The sequence below is a fragment of the Methylobacterium sp. ME121 genome (genome assembly GCF_000974725.1).
Lineage (GTDB): Bacteria > Pseudomonadota > Alphaproteobacteria > Rhizobiales > Beijerinckiaceae > Methylobacterium > Methylobacterium radiotolerans.
In genome coordinates this window covers 229,963-245,290 of the sequence record NZ_BBUX01000001.1, presented here as the reverse complement: position 1 = coordinate 245,290, position 15,328 = coordinate 229,963, and the positions used below count along the sequence as shown (strand labels likewise).

The window sequence follows — 15,328 nt, the reverse complement described above, 5'->3', positions numbered from 1 at the left end:
CCGCCGGACCGTTCGCGGTCCGGCGGCCAGGCCCTCGGCCATACGGAAGGAGCGGTGATGAGCGACGCGTCGCAGGGACATCCTCAAGCTGCGGGAGGCCACGCCGGTGCCGGCGGCCACGACCATTCCGCACGCGCGCACGGCCACGGGCACGACCACCGCGCGCACAGCCATGCCGCACCGGCCTCGTCCGATGGCGCCTTCCGCGCGAAGGACCCGGTCTGCGGGATGAAGGTGGACCCGCACGCGACGAAGCGCCGGGCCGAGCACGACGGGCGTCCGTACTATTTCTGTTCGAACGGCTGCCGGACCAAGTTCGAGGCCGACCCCGTCCGCTACGTCGACCCCGCCTCCGCCGCGGCGAAGTCCGAGCCGGTGCCGGAGGGCTCGATCTACACCTGCCCGATGCACCCGGAGGTGCGCCAGGTCGGGCCAGGGGCTTGTCCGATCTGCGGGATGGCCCTGGAGCCCGCGATGGTCGGTGCGGACGACGGTCCGAGCGAGGAGCTCGTCGACATGACGCGCCGGTTCTGGGCCGGGCTGGTGCTGACCGTTCCGGTGTTCGTGCTTGAGATGGGCGGCCACCTGCTCGGGTTGACCGACCGCCTCGGCCAGCAGACCTCGAACTGGATCCAGTTCGCGCTCGCCACCCCGGTCGTGCTCTGGGCCGGCTGGCCCTTCTTCGTCCGGGCCTGGCACTCCGTCCTGTCCCGGAACCTGAACATGTTCACCCTGGTCGCCCTCGGGACGGGCACGGCCTACCTCTACAGCGTGGTCGCGACGCTCGCCCCCGGGCTGTTCCCGGAGGCGCTACGCGGGCACGGCGGGGCGGTGCCGGCCTACTTCGAGGCGGCGGCGGTGATCACCGTGCTGGTGCTGCTCGGGCAGGTCCTGGAGCTGCGCGCCCGCGAGAGCACCGGCGGCGCGCTGCGGGCGCTCCTCGACCTCGCGCCGAAGACCGCCCGCCGCATCCGGCCGGACGGCGAGGACGAGGAAGTGCAACTCGATGCCATCGCGGTCGGCGACCGCCTGCGCGTGCGCCCCGGCGAGAAGGTCCCGGTCGACGGGGCGGTGGTGGAGGGCCGCGGCTCCGTGGACGAGAGCCTCGTGACGGGGGAATCGATGCCGGTCGCCAAGGAGGCCGGCGCCCCCGTCATCGGCGGCAGCCTCAACCAGTCCGGCTCGCTGGTCGTCGAGGCGACCAAGGTCGGGCGCGACACCATGCTGGCCCGCATCGTCCAGATGGTGGCCGAGGCCCAGCGGAGCCGGGCCCCGATCCAGCGCCTCGCCGACCGGGTCGCGGGCTGGTTCGTGCCGACGGTCATCGGCGTGGCGGTTCTCGCCTTCGCCGCCTGGATGGCCTTCGGGCCGGAGCCCCGCTTCACCTTCGCGCTGTTGGCCGCGGTCGCGGTGCTGATCATCGCCTGCCCGTGCGCGCTCGGCCTCGCCACGCCGATGTCGATCATGGTCGGCGTCGGCCGCGGCGCCGGGGCCGGGGTGCTCGTCAAGAACGCCGAGGCGCTGGAGCGGATGGAGCGGGTCACGACCTTGGTCGTCGACAAGACCGGCACCCTGACCGAGGGCAAGCCGGCCGTGACCCGGATCGTGGCGGCGGCCGGCTTCGACGAGGACACGCTCCTGCGGCTCGCGGCGAGCGTCGAGCGCGCGAGCGAGCACCCGCTCGCCCTGGCCATCGTGGCGGCGGCCGGGAAGCGGGGGATCGCGACCGCCCCCGTCACGGATTTCGACAGCCCGACCGGAAAGGGCGCGCTCGGAACGGTCGAGGGCCGCCGCGTGGCGCTGGGCAACGCCGCCTTCTTTCGCGAGCAAGGGGTCGACGTGTCGACCCATGACGCCGAAGCCGACGAGCTCCGGCGCGACGGCGCCACGGCGATCTTCGCCGGCGTCGACGGACGGGTCGCCGGCGTCCTCGCCATCGCCGACCCGGTCAAGGCGACGACGGCCGAGGCGCTGGCGGCGCTCCGGGCGGAGGGCATCCGGGTGGTGATGCTGACCGGCGACAACCGCACGACCGCGGAGGCGGTGGCGCGTCGGCTCGGCATCGAGGAGGTCGAGGCGGAGGTGTTGCCCGACCAGAAGGCCGCGGTTGTCGAGCGCCACAAGGCGGCCGGGCAGGTGGTCGCGATGGCCGGGGACGGCGTGAACGACGCCCCCGCGCTCGCCGCGGCCGACGTGGGCATCGCGATGGGCACCGGCACGGACGTGGCCATCGAGAGCGCGGGCCTGACGCTGCTCAAGGGCGACCTCCTCGGCATCGTGCGGGCGCGGCGTCTGTCGCGGGCGGTGATGGGCAACATCCGCCAGAACCTGTTCTTCGCCTTCGTCTACAACGCGGCCGGCGTTCCGGTGGCGGCGGGCATCCTCTACCCGTTCCTCGGCATCCTGCTCTCGCCCGTCATCGCGGCGGCCGCCATGGCCTTGTCGTCGGTGAGCGTGATCGGCAACGCCCTGCGCCTGCGGGCCGTCCGGTTGTGAGACGGGCCGCGTGACCGAGCTCGTGGACGCGACGGCCGTGATGCACCCGCTCGCCGCGGCGGCGGCGGAGCGGTACCTGACGGCGGTCGACGCGGCGCTGCCGGGCCTCGTCTCGGGCTTCCACGTGGTCGGTTCCGCGGCGCTGGACGACTTCGTTCCGGGACGGTGCGACCTCGACTTCGTCGCCGTCGTCGCCCGGCCCCCGGGGGCCGACGCGCTGGAACGGCTCGCGGACCTGCACGAGGGCCTCGGCGCGATGGGCGGCCCCGCCCTCGACGGGATCTACGTCGCCGCGGCGGACCGGCAAGGACCCGAGGACGAGGGCCCGGCGGTCCGGGTCGGCCGCTTCGAGCCGCTGTCCGGGCACAGGCGCCGCCCGGTGGACAGGCTCGCCCTCGCCGAGCACGGGGTGACCCTCCGGGGTCCGCCGCCGGGCTGGCTGGACGTGCCCGGCATCGACGGGTGGGCGGCCGAGGCGTTCGGTGCCCTGCGGGATTCGGCCGGGACGGTCGAGGTCGACGAGGCCGTGCTGGGCGCCTGCCGGCTGCACTACCTGCTCGCGCTCCGGCGCATACCCTCGAAGTCCGAGGCCGGTCTTTACGGCCTGATCGCTCTCGACGAACGGTGGCGGCGGATCATCGACGAGGCGCTGCGCCTGCGCCGCACGCCCGACGGGCCGGCTTTGTACCTGGACGAGGGCGAACGCCGCAGGCATGCGCTCGCCTTCGTCGAGGCGGCGGCGGAGGACGGGCTGTCACTGCCCTGAATGCACGCCCCGGGGTTCCGGCGGCGCGCCCGAGCGCCTATCTTGACAGTCGCAACACGGGCCCGAGATGAGCGAACCGGACGACAGGCACGGCGGCGTGGCCGTGGACCATACCCGCCAGATCGCCCGGCTTCGCCGCATCGAGGGGCAGGTCCGCGGCCTGCAGCAGATGATCGAGAACGGGCGCTACTGCGTCGACGTCGCCCACCAGGCCGACGCCGTCATCGCGGCCCTTCGGCGGGTGCAGTCCGACATGCTGCGCGACCACCTGCAGGCGCTGGTACAGGCCACGCTAACCGGGAACCTGCCCGCGGAGGAGCGGGGTCGCCTCGCCGACGAGATGAGCCGCTTGATCGCCAAGGTGGTCTGAAGGGGGAGGAGCGCCGTGCCGAAAAGAAAACTTTTGCTTGTCGTCGGCGCCGGTGCGTCCCTCGAATTCGGCATGCCCCCGGTCGCAGGGGTTCGGGCCATGATCAACGACGCCATCCAGGTTCGCTACCCGTTGCTCGCCGAGCCCGCGACGAACCTGTACGAGCATGTCGAGGGCTTGGTCAGGACCCACTGGCAACGGACGGTCCCCGCGTTCCTGCGCCGCGAGCCGCACTACGAGGACTTGCTGTACGCCATCTTCGCCGTCGCCGCGGCTTACCCCGCCGGCGCCGCGACCTCGGCGTTGGGCGCGGTCGTGACAGCCAAGGGGATGCCCGACGTCTCGCTTTTCGGACGGCACGCCACGCCGGTCGGGCCCGACACCCTGCGCGATCTCGGCCGCGCGTCGGTTGATGCGGTCGTGGAGGCGTTCCGCGAGCGCTGCGCCGCCGGCGAGGCGGACAAGGCGTCCGAGTTCGCGAGGCTTCAAGTGCTGGTCGCCGCGCTGCAGGCCGAGTTCGACGTCGCGGTGGTCACCCTGAACTACGACGACGTGATGTACCGCGCCTTTCCCGGGATCGAGACCGGCTTCGACCCGGCGACCGGCATGTTCGACCAGGAGCGCATCCTCCGGCGGTCCGGCTGGGCATGCATGCTGCACCTCCACGGGTCCGTCCATTTCGACATGCAGCCCGGCCCGACCGGGGACATGCACGAGATCCGCTGGCAGCCGGATATCCGCGGCCGCTTCCATCAGAACGCCGGTGGCCGCAGCACGCGCTCCCACGTCGAGGGCATTGATTTCCCGACCTCGGTCATCGTCGCGGGATACGGCAAGACGACCCAGATCCTGAAACGGCCGTTCCGCACCTACTACTCCGAACTCGACCGCCTCGTGGCCAGCTGCGACGCCGTGCTCTTCGCCGGGTACGGGTTCGGCGACGAGCATCTGACGGTGGCCTTCGAGGGCTTCCGAGATGCACGGAACCGCCCGGTCGCCATCATCGACTTCGCTCGGGACGACGCCATGACGATGGGCGGCGCCGATCTCGGAGGCCCCAACGCCATGGTCGACGAGATGGCCCGGACGTTCCTGACCGAGCCGAGGACCATGCGCGCCCTCGGCTACGCCGCCCCGCAAACGGTCGCGGATCTCAGGGCCGCCCGGGAATTCGAGACCTGCGTGGACCCCGCGACGCCCCTCGCCATCTGGTACAACGGCATGCTCGCGGCCTGCGACGAGCCATCCAAGGTGCTCGCGCGACTGGCGTGACGCTCGGGTCGAGGGAACGGTGCGCACAGACCCGGCGGGCGGTGCCGGAGGACCGTGGCTTTCCGGGACCGTACCGAAGGACTTCCGATTCCGCATCGTCCCGGAGATGGCGCGGCTCAGGCGCCGACGCCAAGTCGACGTTGCGCTGGCGAGCCTCCGGGAGGGGCGGCCAGCCTCGCCGCGACGCCGTTGTCGGGGGTCCCGGGATGTCTTGGCTGGTATCCTGATCCCGGCCCGCAGGGTCGCGGGAGCGGTGTCGGTCGACAAAGCCGAGGGTTCGGTCGACGAGCTCGGCCGAGCGGTGTGCGGCCAGCGTTCGGCGGAAGTCGTCGGAGGCGATGCAAGCCCTCCTCGCGGGATGACGCCGCCGTTCCACCGGGTTGATGCGGCGAGCGACGGCCCGAGGTCTTCGGGGATGGATGTAGATCTTGCGTCCGGTATCCGCAGTCGCAGTCGGCTTGGATGGGACGGGGCTTGGGAAGCGCGTCAGTAGCGCTTCCGCAACACCAGCGGCGGAAAGCCTGTCCAAGGCGTGCATTCACCCGACCGACCCTTCCCATATCCGCCCGACCAAAATACCCCTAAGGGGTATCGAGTCGGAGGCTGGCATGATCGGACGGCGGACATTCCTCACCGGCGCCCTGGCGTCGGCGGCCTCGGCCCCCTTTGCAGGGACCGCCGCGCGGGCCCTGGACGGCATCGAGCGGCGCGACGAGGTCAGCTTCCTCAGGGGGCCCTACAACCTCGCCTTCTACTACCGGCTCAACAAGGCCTACCGCATCGGCGCCGGGATGCACTTCTTCCACTCGAAGCAGCACGACCTGCCGCAGCTCACCCGGTTCGAGGACCGCGCCGGGGTCGATGCCCGCTTCGACAAGGAGGCGCAGGAGTGGCTGCGCGATCCGCCGGCCATCGAGCCGGAGATGCCGTACTACTCCAACTACGTCGACCGGGCGATGCACACGCTGTTCCGGACCATCGACTGGACGCACATGCATCACGAGCAGACCTACGACGTGATGGCGTTCCGCGAGATCCCGTGGGCCGAGAAGAAGGCGTGGACCGACCGCGCGGTCAAATACTACCTCACGATGCAGACGCCGGGCGTGCCTCGCAGCGTCGCCCCGCTGGAGCTGACCATGCGGCGGGCGGGCATCATGATGAAGCCCTACTTCAACTACTTCCGGAACTTCTACCCGCTCGACCAGAGCCTGTTCTACGTCGCCCACTGGTGGCACCCGGCCGCGTACGAGACGCAGATGATCTCGGGCAACGGCGACCAGGAGGTCGCGATGGCCCAGACCATCGACCTCATGTACCGCGAGGTGATGGCGGACCGGCCCGGCCGCATGCTGCTCTCGCGCGAGATCATGCCGCGCTACGCCCGGATGAGTCCCGAGAGCGCGAACATCTTCGACAACCTGCATATGCTGCACGGGATCGCCTACTCTATCCTCGCCTACAAGGGCTGGTCGGTCGAGGAGAAGCGGGCCGAGATGTACCGGGTCATCGAGGCCATGGGCCACCAGCCCGGCGACGAGGCCTACGCCCGCAAGTTCCGCGAGCCCCATCCCGGCTTCGACCCGAGGACCTATCCCGCCTGGGTGCGCTCGCCCCAGGGCGCCATGGGCATGATCATGATGGACATGCTCATGGAGATGCTGCCGATGATGTTCCCGGGCGGCCTGTCCAAGGCGCAGCGGGCCGCCGTCATGCGGCAGATGATGATGAACGGGCGTCTCGGCATCGAGCCCGGCGAGGTGCCCGGATCGCTCCACGACGCCCTGATGCAGGCCGCGCCCGGCATGATGGCGATGCCCGGGTCGACCGAGCCGGGCGAGGTCCCGGCCATGATGGTCGAGCGCATGGTCCAGGCCTGGAAGGCCAAGGCCGCCCGCATGCCCGACGTCGCCCCCATCGACATGACCGTCGAGCCGAGCCTCGGCCCGGCCCGCGTCGCCGCCCGTTGAGGAGACGCCCGATGTCGACGAGCACGCGCGCCGCCCTCGCGGCCTTCCTCGCCCTCACGGCCGGCCCGGCGCTCGCCGCCGACCACACCAACCTGGAGGAGGGGCTGCCCATCACCATCGAGGACGCCTACCCGATCAAGGAGAACGGCCTCGAAGTTCAGTCCTACTTCCAGTACGACCGCATCCGGAACGACCCGCGCGGCGCCAGCAGCCTGATGGCGGTGCCGCGCCTGGAATGGGGCGCGTTCAAGAACTTCCAGCTCTCGGTCGAGGCCCCGTACCGGCTCGGCGACGCGAGCGACACCGACCAGGGCGAGTTCCGGGCGCAGGGGTTCTACAACTTCAACCAGGAAGGGCTGGTCCTGCCCGCCATGGCGGTCGCGCTCGGGGTGAACACGCCCTACGGCCGGATGGCCGGCGGCACGGAGACCGAGCTCAAGTTCCTGGCGACCAAGTCGCTCGGCACCCCCGATCCGGAGGGATTGTCGCCGTATTCCTACGTCCCGCGCCAGGTTCACTTCAACGCGTCGTGGTTCCACAACTACGACCCGACGACCGGCCGGGAGGCCGAGCGGCGCGACCGCTACCGGGTCGGCGTCGCCTACAGCCAGCCGGTCTCGAACTCCGTCGTGCTGGTGGCCGACGTCTACCGCGAGACCGACCGGGAGCGCGGCCGGGCGGTCAACCTGGCCGAGATCGGCGCGCGCTACATGGCGACGCCGCAGACGGTGCTGGTCGGGGCGGTCGGCGTCGGCTTCGGCGGCGACCGCCGGCAGGACTTCCGGGTCACGGCCGGCCTGCAGCACTCCCTGAGCTTCCCGTATTCGTGGGACCCGCCGCGCTGATCCGCCCACCGCCGGCATGGGAGGGTTGCGCCGCGTCGGGGAACCTTACCCGTAGGGGGTATGTTGCACCGGAATTTCCGTTAGGGGTGCCGCATGTTCCCGGAGTGGTTCCACATCCTGTCCGTCTGCGCCCTGCTGCTGGGCGCGGCGTGCTCGCTGCTGCTGTCGGTGCAGGTGATCCGGCACCCGCAGCACATGACGGTCATGAACGTCGTCTGGCCTGTGAGCGCGCTGTTCGGGACGCTCGTCGTCGTCTGGGCGTATTACCGCTATGGACGGCTAGCCACGATGGAGGCGCACCATCGCGCCAAGTAGCGCGGCGAGAAGCCGCCGAACATGACGCAGACCCCGTTCCCGGTCATGGTGGGCAAGGGCGCGCTCCACTGCGGCAGCGGCTGCATGCTGGGCGACGTCGCCGCCGAGTGGCTCGCCTTCCTGGTGCCGGGCGTCGCCGTCTGGTTCGGCTGGCACTCCCTGTTCGAGGAGAAGATGTACGCGGTTTGGGTGCTGGACTTCGTCTTCGCCTACGCCCTCGGGATCGCGTTCCAGTATTACGCCATCGTGCCGATGCGCGGGCTCTCCCCCGGCCAGGGTCTTGTGGCGGCCGTGAAGGCGGATACCGTCTCGCTGATCGCCTGGCAGGTCGGCATGTACGGCTTCATGGCTTTCGCCCAGTTCTACCTGTTCCCGCACTTGGCCGGCCAGCGCGCGGCGGTGAACTCGGTCGAGTTCTGGTTCGCGATGCAGGTCGCGATGGTCGCGGGATTCCTGACCAGCTACCCGGTGAACTGGTGGCTCGTCGGCTCCGGCATCAAGGAGCGGATGTAGGCCGGTTTTCGCCTAACGGCGGATCACGAGGAGCCAGAAGAGGACGGCGCACGCGGTCGCGAGCATGCAGATCCGGTACCCCGCCTCACTCGGGGCAGCGCGCATGCCCGTCCCGGTGGCGGCGCGACAGCTTGGGCACCTCGTCGCGTCGGCGCGAACCGTCCGGCCGCAGCAACCGCACTTGGATAAGAACATGGGCGCCCCCTGCCGTCCCGTCCCGAGACTTCGCGTGCCGCCGCGCTTCGGTGATGCCCCTGCGTAAGGGCCGACAGGATCACCCACTGGCTGGCCGCGACGGTCCTGAATACCTTCGTAGTGCGGCGGGACAGGCCGACGAAGTACGTCTTCGGGGGTAGCGAGGCTTCCGCAGGCTCAAGGCGGGATGGCGGCTGCCGCCGGCGGTTGGTACGCGACTCCGAGGCGTACGCATAACGGGTAACGTTATGCGTACGCGTTACACGATGCGGGGCGTTCACCGAGCGGGCGTTCATCAATCCGAAGGCCTCCCGCGGCCTATCTGTCCGGTCGCCCTCGGGACCGGCTCGCGCTCGCGCCCACACCGAGCCTGCAAGCGGGCCGCGACCGTTTCTTCACTGCTCGCGGCGATGATACCGGTAATGGCTTGGGATGGCGGGCATGGTGACGGAGAACGGGGTCTGGACAGCCGCGGATCGGATACGGGCCAGGCCGGCACCGCCCGGCGGCACCAAGGAGCGGGTCTCGGTCCGCACGGTCCGGAGGGAACTCGGCGGCGGGTCGTTCGGCGACATCGCCCGCGAGCTCAGGAAGTGGAAGGACAGGGAGGACTACCGGCCGGCCATCGAGCGGGCGGACCTGCCGGAGGCGTTCGAGAGGCGGCTCACGGTGATCGGGCGGGAGCTGCTTGAGATGGCCCGGGTCGAAGCGGCCCGGGCGGGTCTGGCGGACTTTGTCGGAGCGGAGGACCGCAGGGCCGTGGCGAGGGATCTGCTCGACGAGGCGCTGGACCGGGTCGACCTCCTGGAGGAGCGGGTCGCGGCGTTGCAGGCCGAGCTGGACCGGGTGCGGGCCGCCGGCACTCAGGCCGGCGGGGCCGCGCCGCCCGTTTCCGCCGCGGGTGAGGCGGGCTCCCTCGCGCAGGGTCGCGCCGGGCCCGGGTTCGTCGATACCGCGCACGGGCTGAAGCTGGCGCGAGAGGCGAACGACTTTTGGGGGCAGGTGCGGGACGCGGTCGAAGCGGCGGTGCGCCAATGCGGCCCCATGGCGGTCCACCCGCTCCTAAGAGCGCTCCCGACCCGGCTCAAGGAGGAGGGCGAGCGGGCGGGTTTCCCGCTCACCGAGGCGTGGCTGCGCTATCATCTCCTGCGCCTGGTGCAGGACGGCAACGGGCTGACCCTCGTCGGCCATCGGTTCGGGCTGGCCGATCCCGATCCCGAGCCGGACGTCGCGGCGACGCCCGAGCCGCCACTCGCCGAGGCGGTCGCGGCGATGGGGAAGCGGCCGTTCTGGCGCTTGTTCATGCGGGAGGTCCACGCCCTTCTCGCCAGGGGCGGGGCGCAGACGGCGGAGGGGATCCTCGGCGGCCTGGACCCTGAGTTGGTCGCGGCGACGGGGCGCTTCCAGAGAATCACGCCCCGGCTGCTCCGGTGGAAGCTGCGCCAGCGCATAGCGGAGCGGAGGCCGTTCGAGGAACTCCCGGACGGGCGCTTCGCCGCCCTCATGGGCGAGGCTCCCTGGGACGGCGAGAGCCCGGCCGGGGTCCCGGCGGCGAGGGCCGGATGACGCCCGCGGCCGAGGCCCGCGGCGAGCGGGGTCACCGCGGCGCGGCAGCCGACTTATTTGACGCCCGCCCGGAGGCTACGACGCGGGGTCCGGCCGCACAGCGGGGTTCGTTGTCGTGGGTCCACCGGCATCCCGGCCGGCGGCGGTGCATCGGCCGCGCCGCGAACGACTTCGGCGACCGTCGGGATCTGCGCGTGCGGTCCGGCGTCCTCGGAATTCGCGCCCGCGGCCGGACGCCCGATGACGACGGCGGCCACCCGTGACACGGTGCTCGCCCATCGCGCGATGGTCGGACGGCACCAGCGGGTCGGGTCCACGGCGTCGGCGTGATGGTTGGTCGGTCCCTCGTCGGGGACGGCGCGATGGTGGCCGATGCGGTTGCGCGACCTCCGGACGCTCGCGGCCGGCCGCTGGAATGACGACCGAATCCCTCCGGCCGGCTCCGTCGCGCCGCTCCCCGGGCTCAGCGCGGACGCCCGACGGGCTTGGCGATGGCGAGCACGCCCTTCAGGCCGCTCCCGAAACGGGCGATCGTCTCCCGGTGCCCGCGCAGCTCGCTGTAGGGCAGGTAGCGCAGGTCGAGCTCGGCCACCCGCGAGAAGGCGGGCCGGGCGAACTGCGCGCGCACGTCATCCTCGCGGTTGTCGGGCGCCACCAGGAAGAAGTTGCGGGCCGCCCCGCCCTCGACCCCGAGCGCCAGGTCGAGCATCCGCACGATGCCCGAGTAGATGCTCGTCGTATGCTCGACCTCGAAGGCGGCCGCCACGTCGCCGCCCGCCTTGTCCAGCCAGATCACGTCGATGAGCCGGACCGTCTCGGCCGAGCCGTTCGCCGTCACGCGCCCGGGCAGGCGGTCGAGGCAGCCGTCGGACAGGCGGCCCGAGCCGTAGGGGCGGTTGCCGTCGTTCGACGCGATCCAGACGTCGAAGCCGAGGGCGAGGCCGAGGTCGCGCAGCCAGCCCTGGACCTCGGTGTGGGTATGGTCCGCCTCGCGCGCGGCCAGCGCCGCCTTGGAGGCCGTGGCGGCGGCCTCCGCCCGGACGCGGTCGAGGTCCTCGCGCCAGCGGGCGAGCGCGGCGGCCCCGTCGCGCTCCGGCAGCGGGTATCGCCCGGACCCGACGTCGAATAGGAAGCCCGCGATGGCGCCGTAATCGTTGGAGAGCAGGCCGCGGTGGCCGGCGTTGAGGGCGACGATGCCCCGGCGCATGGCGAGGTACTCGTCCCACTTGCCGAGCTTCACGTTGGCGCCGGCGACGGCGTTGTAGCCCTTCACGATGGCCGTGTTGAACGGGGGCACGAGGGTGGGGTGCAGGAAGTACAGCAGGTTCGCCGCGGCCGGGCCTAGCCCCTTGATGCGGTGCCGGTCGAGCGCGTGGATGGCGGACAGCACCCCGTCCTCGGCGCTGCAGCACAGGCAGGCGTCGAGGAACCGCCCGAACGCGACCTGGTTCGTGCGGTCCTCGTAGATGTCGGGGATGCGCAGCTTCGGCTTCCAGAGGAAGGCGTGGTCGGCGCCCTTGAAGACCTGGCGCTGCTCCGCGATGGAGTGGACCACCGTCTCCAGCGACGAACCGCGATAGGCGTTGCCGAACGTGTCGGCCCGGATCTCGTCGATCACCGCCTGGAGGCCGCGCCGGATGGAGCGGAAGTTCTTGATGCGCTCCTCCCACAGGAACCAGGTCCGATAGGAGGCGCCGGGGTCCTCGCGCCAATGCCGGATCAGATTGCCGATCCAGGCTTCGTCCAAGGGGGCGCGTTCCGCCCCGGTGTCATCTATCAGGCGCATCGGCGCAGCATTCCCGAAATCCGACTTCGGTCCGGAGCATACCATCCAAGCCACGGTTGCCGCTGTCATCGGGAAGTCTCACGGGCGCGGTTCACGCCGAGCGAAGCCGGGCGACCTCCGCCACGGAGTGGCCGTCGACGCGATTGGATTCGAACGGCGCCTCCTTATTCGAGGTCACCAGCACCGAGCGGCCGTCCAGCGTCCGCTAAAGGTCGCCGGCTATCCCGCCGAACTCGTCCGCACGACCAGGGTCATGTGCCGTCGGCCTCGGCCCGATCCGCGCCGAAGAACACGCCTGACGAAGTTGCGCGAAGGTGTAGGCGCGTCTCCTGCCGCTGCGCCGACGGAGTGTGCGGGTTAAAGCGCTCGACAACAGATCGATGAGCTGCTGGCAGTATTCGGTCTCCTCCTCAGCCATGTCGCCGAACATGCGGGCACCGTCGAGCTGTTCGTTTTGCAGGTCGCGAGCGAAGTCATCGTAGCCTCGACCGTCCTCCTCCTCGTTGGCGACAGCCAACGCTAGCTCACGCCTGGTCAGGTTTGAGTAACCGCGCATCGTATGGTGGATCTGAAACGTTCGAGTTGCCCACGGCGTGACGGGGCAAGACTATCGACTGAGCATTGAGCGGCCACGACGAGCGAAGTGGTGCTTATCGCGGCGCCAATAAGTCAGGCCGGTTAGCACATCAACGCTCACCTCAAGGCGGTACGGTCCGAAGCAACAACAGATTTAGCTTCGCGATAACGCCAGTCCTGCCACAGATAAAGCGTGAACAAGTTTTTAGTAGCATCGATCTCACGAGCGCCTACGTAGGCAGGACTGCCTTTCGACCGTCCTTTTCAAGCTTGTGCGAGCGTCAGCCGCCGACTCATGCGGTCTTAGCTCTGCTCGGATATTTGGATCGAGTTCCGCGCATGCTCAATTTGCACGCCCTCCGCAATCCATATCTTTTTGGAACACCGGTCCTGTCAGAAGCAGTCGGCCTGGTCGATTGCTTCGTTCGAGAACCGCGCACATGGTCCAGGGACCTACAAGTCGCGGGCCTGTTCTTGTCTCTCGATCCCCCAATCTTCTGCGCCCAACCGCAACCGAGGCCGTTCGGGGCTGCAAGCTACCTCGCCGCGCGCTTTCCCGAGGCGCCATTCGTTTTCCTGCATGCGGTCACCCACAGCCTGGAGCGGCCGACCTTCGCCTTATCAGTCGCTCAACAATACAGACGTTTTCGCAAAGCCCATCGCCGAGCGCGCCTGATCGTCATGGCGAACACGCCGGGGGAAGAAGAATTGCTGCGCAGGTTCGGCGTCGACGTATACCTTGCGCCGCAGAACATGTTCGTTGACGAGACCATGTTCCACCCGATCGTCGACCGACCGCGGACGTACGATGCAATCTATAATGCGCAGCTCGTCCCGATAAAGCGGCATGAATTGGCGCGGCTTGTGCCAAGCTGCGCTTATGTGACAAAACTGTTCGGTCGCTGGTCTCCACATCTGAAGAAGGCACAGCTCCACAAATTCCTCCACGGGCTGCCCCGAGGCCACGTAATCATCAACAGAATCGAGGCCGACAATGTCGTGTTCATGGATCACGTTCAAGTAAATGAAGCAATGGCGTCGGCTCACGTTGGCTTATGTCTTTCGAAGCTAGAGGGCGCCATGTACGCGAGCATCGAGTATCTTTTGGCCGGATTGCCTGTCGTTTCAACCCGCAGCAAAGGCGGACGCGATACATTCTTTCACCCGGACACGACCTTGATCGTGGATGACAATCCTCGGGCAGTCCAAGAAGGCGTGGCTGCGATGAAGGCGCGCGCCATTCCGGCAGATTTCACACGCTCTACAACCCTGCGCTTGATGGCAATCGAACGAGAGCGCTTCAACACCTTCATCGATGGCCTGCGAGGAAAGCAGGTCGCGCGCTCTGATCAACGCTGGTCTTTCAACTATTCCCCTAAACTTGCGCAACTCCGCACGATCTCCGACTTCGAAGCACAACTTTCGCAAAACTTTACTGTCTGAAAATCACGCTCGCCCTGATGGCGAGCCGCTTTTCACATGGGTGCTACCAGTCCGTCCGAGGGGGCAGATGACGCACGCAGATGGCCAGAGGCCTGCGGCGCATCACGATTAGAACGCCTCCAGTCTGCTCCGGAATGCGCTCAAGCTCCGCCGTGCTTGCTCACGAAGAACACAGCACGTGACTGATGTGCACCCTGTTTGACCGGTCTGACGGTGGGGTGGATTCATGCACTCCGGCTGAGCATCTCGCGGACAAGAGCATGCACAGGCCGGAGTGCGGATGAATGATGTTACAGCCTACCTTATGCCAGCCCAACGCCGCTGGGCGACACGTTCGCTCGGACCCGACGATCAAGCGACCGCGAAGGCCCGGGCCGGTAGGCGCGACATATTTGGGGAGGCGGCAACCATGCCGGAGATCTCGACCCGCAACGCATTCTTGCCCGACGCCTTCACCGCGTACATGACATGGTCGGCTGCCTTTAGCGCAAAGACCCAATCGTGACGACGTTCCGGTTGCAGGACCAGCGCACCGATGCTGGCCGTCGCAGGAACGGTCGCGGACCAGAGGTCATCCGTCAATCGCCGGTGCACGGCCTCAATCCGGGACCGCGCGGCCTCCACCGTATCGGCTTCCAGCAGCAGCACGAACTCGTCGCCACCCAGCCGCCCAAGCCGTTCTCGGCCGTCGAGTGACGCTGCGGCGATTTCAGCGAACGCTCTCAGCACCGCGTCGCCCGCGGCATGCCCGCCCGTGTCGTTGACGACCTTGAAGTCGTCGATGTCAGCGAGCGCCAGTACGGTGACGCGTTGATCGCACGGCTCGGCCTCCAGGATCGCCCGCGCATGCTCCTCGAAGGCCGCCCTGTTCAGCACACCCGTCAGTCCGTCGTGCCGGGCCGCGGTCCGCTCGCGGTCGTATGCCGAGCGCAGGGTGCAGACGGCCCAGACGACGAACGCGTTCGTGCCCAGGCGCAGGATGATCCGGAGGACCGCAAGGACCGGCGGTAGCCCCGCGTCGCCGGCATGCGGCGTGGACACGTTCACCAGCGCCGCGGCGAGCGCAACGCTGCAGGCCTCGCGCGGACCGAGCCGCCAGCCCGCGAGGGTAATGAGCGGGATGAAGAGCGCCGCCATCCCCGCCTCCGGGACGACTCGGTCGGCGGCGGCGAGGATCAAGCAGGCCGCAACCAGCGCGGCCCACGTCCCTACCTT

Annotated in this window: 11 protein-coding genes and 1 pseudogene; 9 read left to right on the top strand and 3 right to left on the bottom strand. The window is 69.3% G+C overall.

The window, feature by feature from the left end; all coding sequences use genetic code 11:
• Window positions 1–57: 57 nt before the first annotated feature.
• The 8 genes and pseudogenes from ME121_RS01115 to ME121_RS01080 all read left to right on the top strand — a co-directional run bounded on the left by ME121_RS01115 (window position 58) and on the right by ME121_RS01080 (window position 10,308).
• Complete coding sequence (locus ME121_RS01115; protein ID WP_059408069.1) at window positions 58–2,496, top strand: heavy metal translocating P-type ATPase; 2,439 nt, start codon at window positions 58–60, stop codon at window positions 2,494–2,496.
• 10 nt (window positions 2,497–2,506) lie between these two features.
• Window positions 2,507–3,262, top strand: a complete 756-nt coding sequence (locus ME121_RS01110; protein ID WP_089231003.1) for a DUF4111 domain-containing protein — start codon at window positions 2,507–2,509, stop codon at window positions 3,260–3,262.
• 67 nt (window positions 3,263–3,329) lie between these two features.
• Entirely contained in the window at window positions 3,330–3,632 is a 303-nt protein-coding gene (locus ME121_RS01105; protein WP_059408067.1) for a metal-sensitive transcriptional regulator, read from the top strand.
• 99 nt (window positions 3,633–3,731) lie between these two features.
• A complete protein-coding gene (locus ME121_RS01100) occupies window positions 3,732–4,904 on the top strand; it encodes an SIR2 family protein (RefSeq protein ID WP_059408282.1) in 1,173 nt (390 codons plus the stop codon).
• A 608-nt stretch (window positions 4,905–5,512) separates the two neighbouring features.
• Window positions 5,513–6,874: a hypothetical protein gene (locus ME121_RS01095; protein ID WP_059408064.1), complete on the top strand. Its 1,362-nt coding sequence runs from the start codon at window positions 5,513–5,515 to the stop codon at window positions 6,872–6,874.
• A gap of 11 nt (window positions 6,875–6,885) precedes the next feature.
• Window positions 6,886–7,719: a hypothetical protein gene (locus tag ME121_RS01090; RefSeq protein ID WP_059408062.1), complete on the top strand. Its 834-nt coding sequence runs from the start codon at window positions 6,886–6,888 to the stop codon at window positions 7,717–7,719.
• Window positions 7,720–7,812: 93 nt separating this feature from the next.
• A pseudogene (locus tag ME121_RS01085) lies at window positions 7,813–8,547 on the top strand (DUF4396 domain-containing protein).
• A 636-nt stretch (window positions 8,548–9,183) separates the two neighbouring features.
• Window positions 9,184–10,308, top strand: coding sequence for a DNA-binding protein (locus tag ME121_RS01080; RefSeq protein WP_059408281.1), 1,125 nt, complete (start codon window positions 9,184–9,186; stop codon window positions 10,306–10,308).
• A 463-nt stretch (window positions 10,309–10,771) separates the two neighbouring features.
• Here the strand turns inward: ME121_RS01080 and ME121_RS01075 are convergent, their stop codons facing one another.
• Both ME121_RS01075 and ME121_RS01070 read right to left on the bottom strand, forming a co-directional pair.
• Window positions 10,772–12,094, bottom strand: coding sequence for a type II restriction enzyme NmeDI-related protein (locus ME121_RS01075; RefSeq protein ID WP_059408060.1), 1,323 nt, complete (start codon window positions 12,092–12,094; stop codon window positions 10,772–10,774).
• Between the two features lie 205 nt (window positions 12,095–12,299).
• A complete protein-coding gene (locus ME121_RS01070) occupies window positions 12,300–12,650 on the bottom strand; it encodes a ferritin family protein (protein ID WP_059408058.1) in 351 nt (116 codons plus the stop codon).
• A 359-nt stretch (window positions 12,651–13,009) separates the two neighbouring features.
• Here ME121_RS01070 and ME121_RS33065 point away from each other — a divergent pair, with 359 nt between their 5' ends.
• On the top strand, window positions 13,010–14,113 hold the full coding sequence (locus ME121_RS33065) for a glycosyltransferase (RefSeq protein ID WP_206406673.1): 1,104 nt from the start codon (window positions 13,010–13,012) through the stop codon (window positions 14,111–14,113).
• A gap of 351 nt (window positions 14,114–14,464) precedes the next feature.
• Here ME121_RS33065 and ME121_RS01065 read toward each other — a convergent pair whose 3' ends face one another.
• On the bottom strand, window positions 14,465–15,250 hold the full coding sequence (locus ME121_RS01065) for a GGDEF domain-containing protein (RefSeq protein WP_179239958.1): 786 nt from the start codon (window positions 15,248–15,250) through the stop codon (window positions 14,465–14,467).
• Between the last annotated feature and the right edge of the window lie 78 nt (window positions 15,251–15,328).

Coding starts and splice junctions, on each gene's coding strand:
- ME121_RS01115 (WP_059408069.1), top strand. CDS start 58: ATGAGCGACGCGTCGCAGGGACATCCTCAAGCTGCGGGAGGCCACGCC.
- ME121_RS01105 (WP_059408067.1), top strand. CDS start 3,330: ATGAGCGAACCGGACGACAGGCACGGCGGCGTGGCCGTGGACCATACC.
- ME121_RS01100 (WP_059408282.1), top strand. CDS start 3,732: ATGATCAACGACGCCATCCAGGTTCGCTACCCGTTGCTCGCCGAGCCC.
- ME121_RS01095 (WP_059408064.1), top strand. CDS start 5,513: ATGATCGGACGGCGGACATTCCTCACCGGCGCCCTGGCGTCGGCGGCC.
- ME121_RS01090 (WP_059408062.1), top strand. CDS start 6,886: ATGTCGACGAGCACGCGCGCCGCCCTCGCGGCCTTCCTCGCCCTCACG.
- ME121_RS01080 (WP_059408281.1), top strand. CDS start 9,184: ATGGTGACGGAGAACGGGGTCTGGACAGCCGCGGATCGGATACGGGCC.
- ME121_RS01075 (WP_059408060.1), bottom strand. CDS start 12,094: ATGCGCCTGATAGATGACACCGGGGCGGAACGCGCCCCCTTGGACGAA.
- ME121_RS01070 (WP_059408058.1), bottom strand. CDS start 12,650: ATGCGCGGTTACTCAAACCTGACCAGGCGTGAGCTAGCGTTGGCTGTC.
- ME121_RS33065 (WP_206406673.1), top strand. CDS start 13,010: ATGCTCAATTTGCACGCCCTCCGCAATCCATATCTTTTTGGAACACCG.
- ME121_RS01065 (WP_179239958.1), bottom strand. CDS start 15,250: ATGGCGGCGCTCTTCATCCCGCTCATTACCCTCGCGGGCTGGCGGCTC.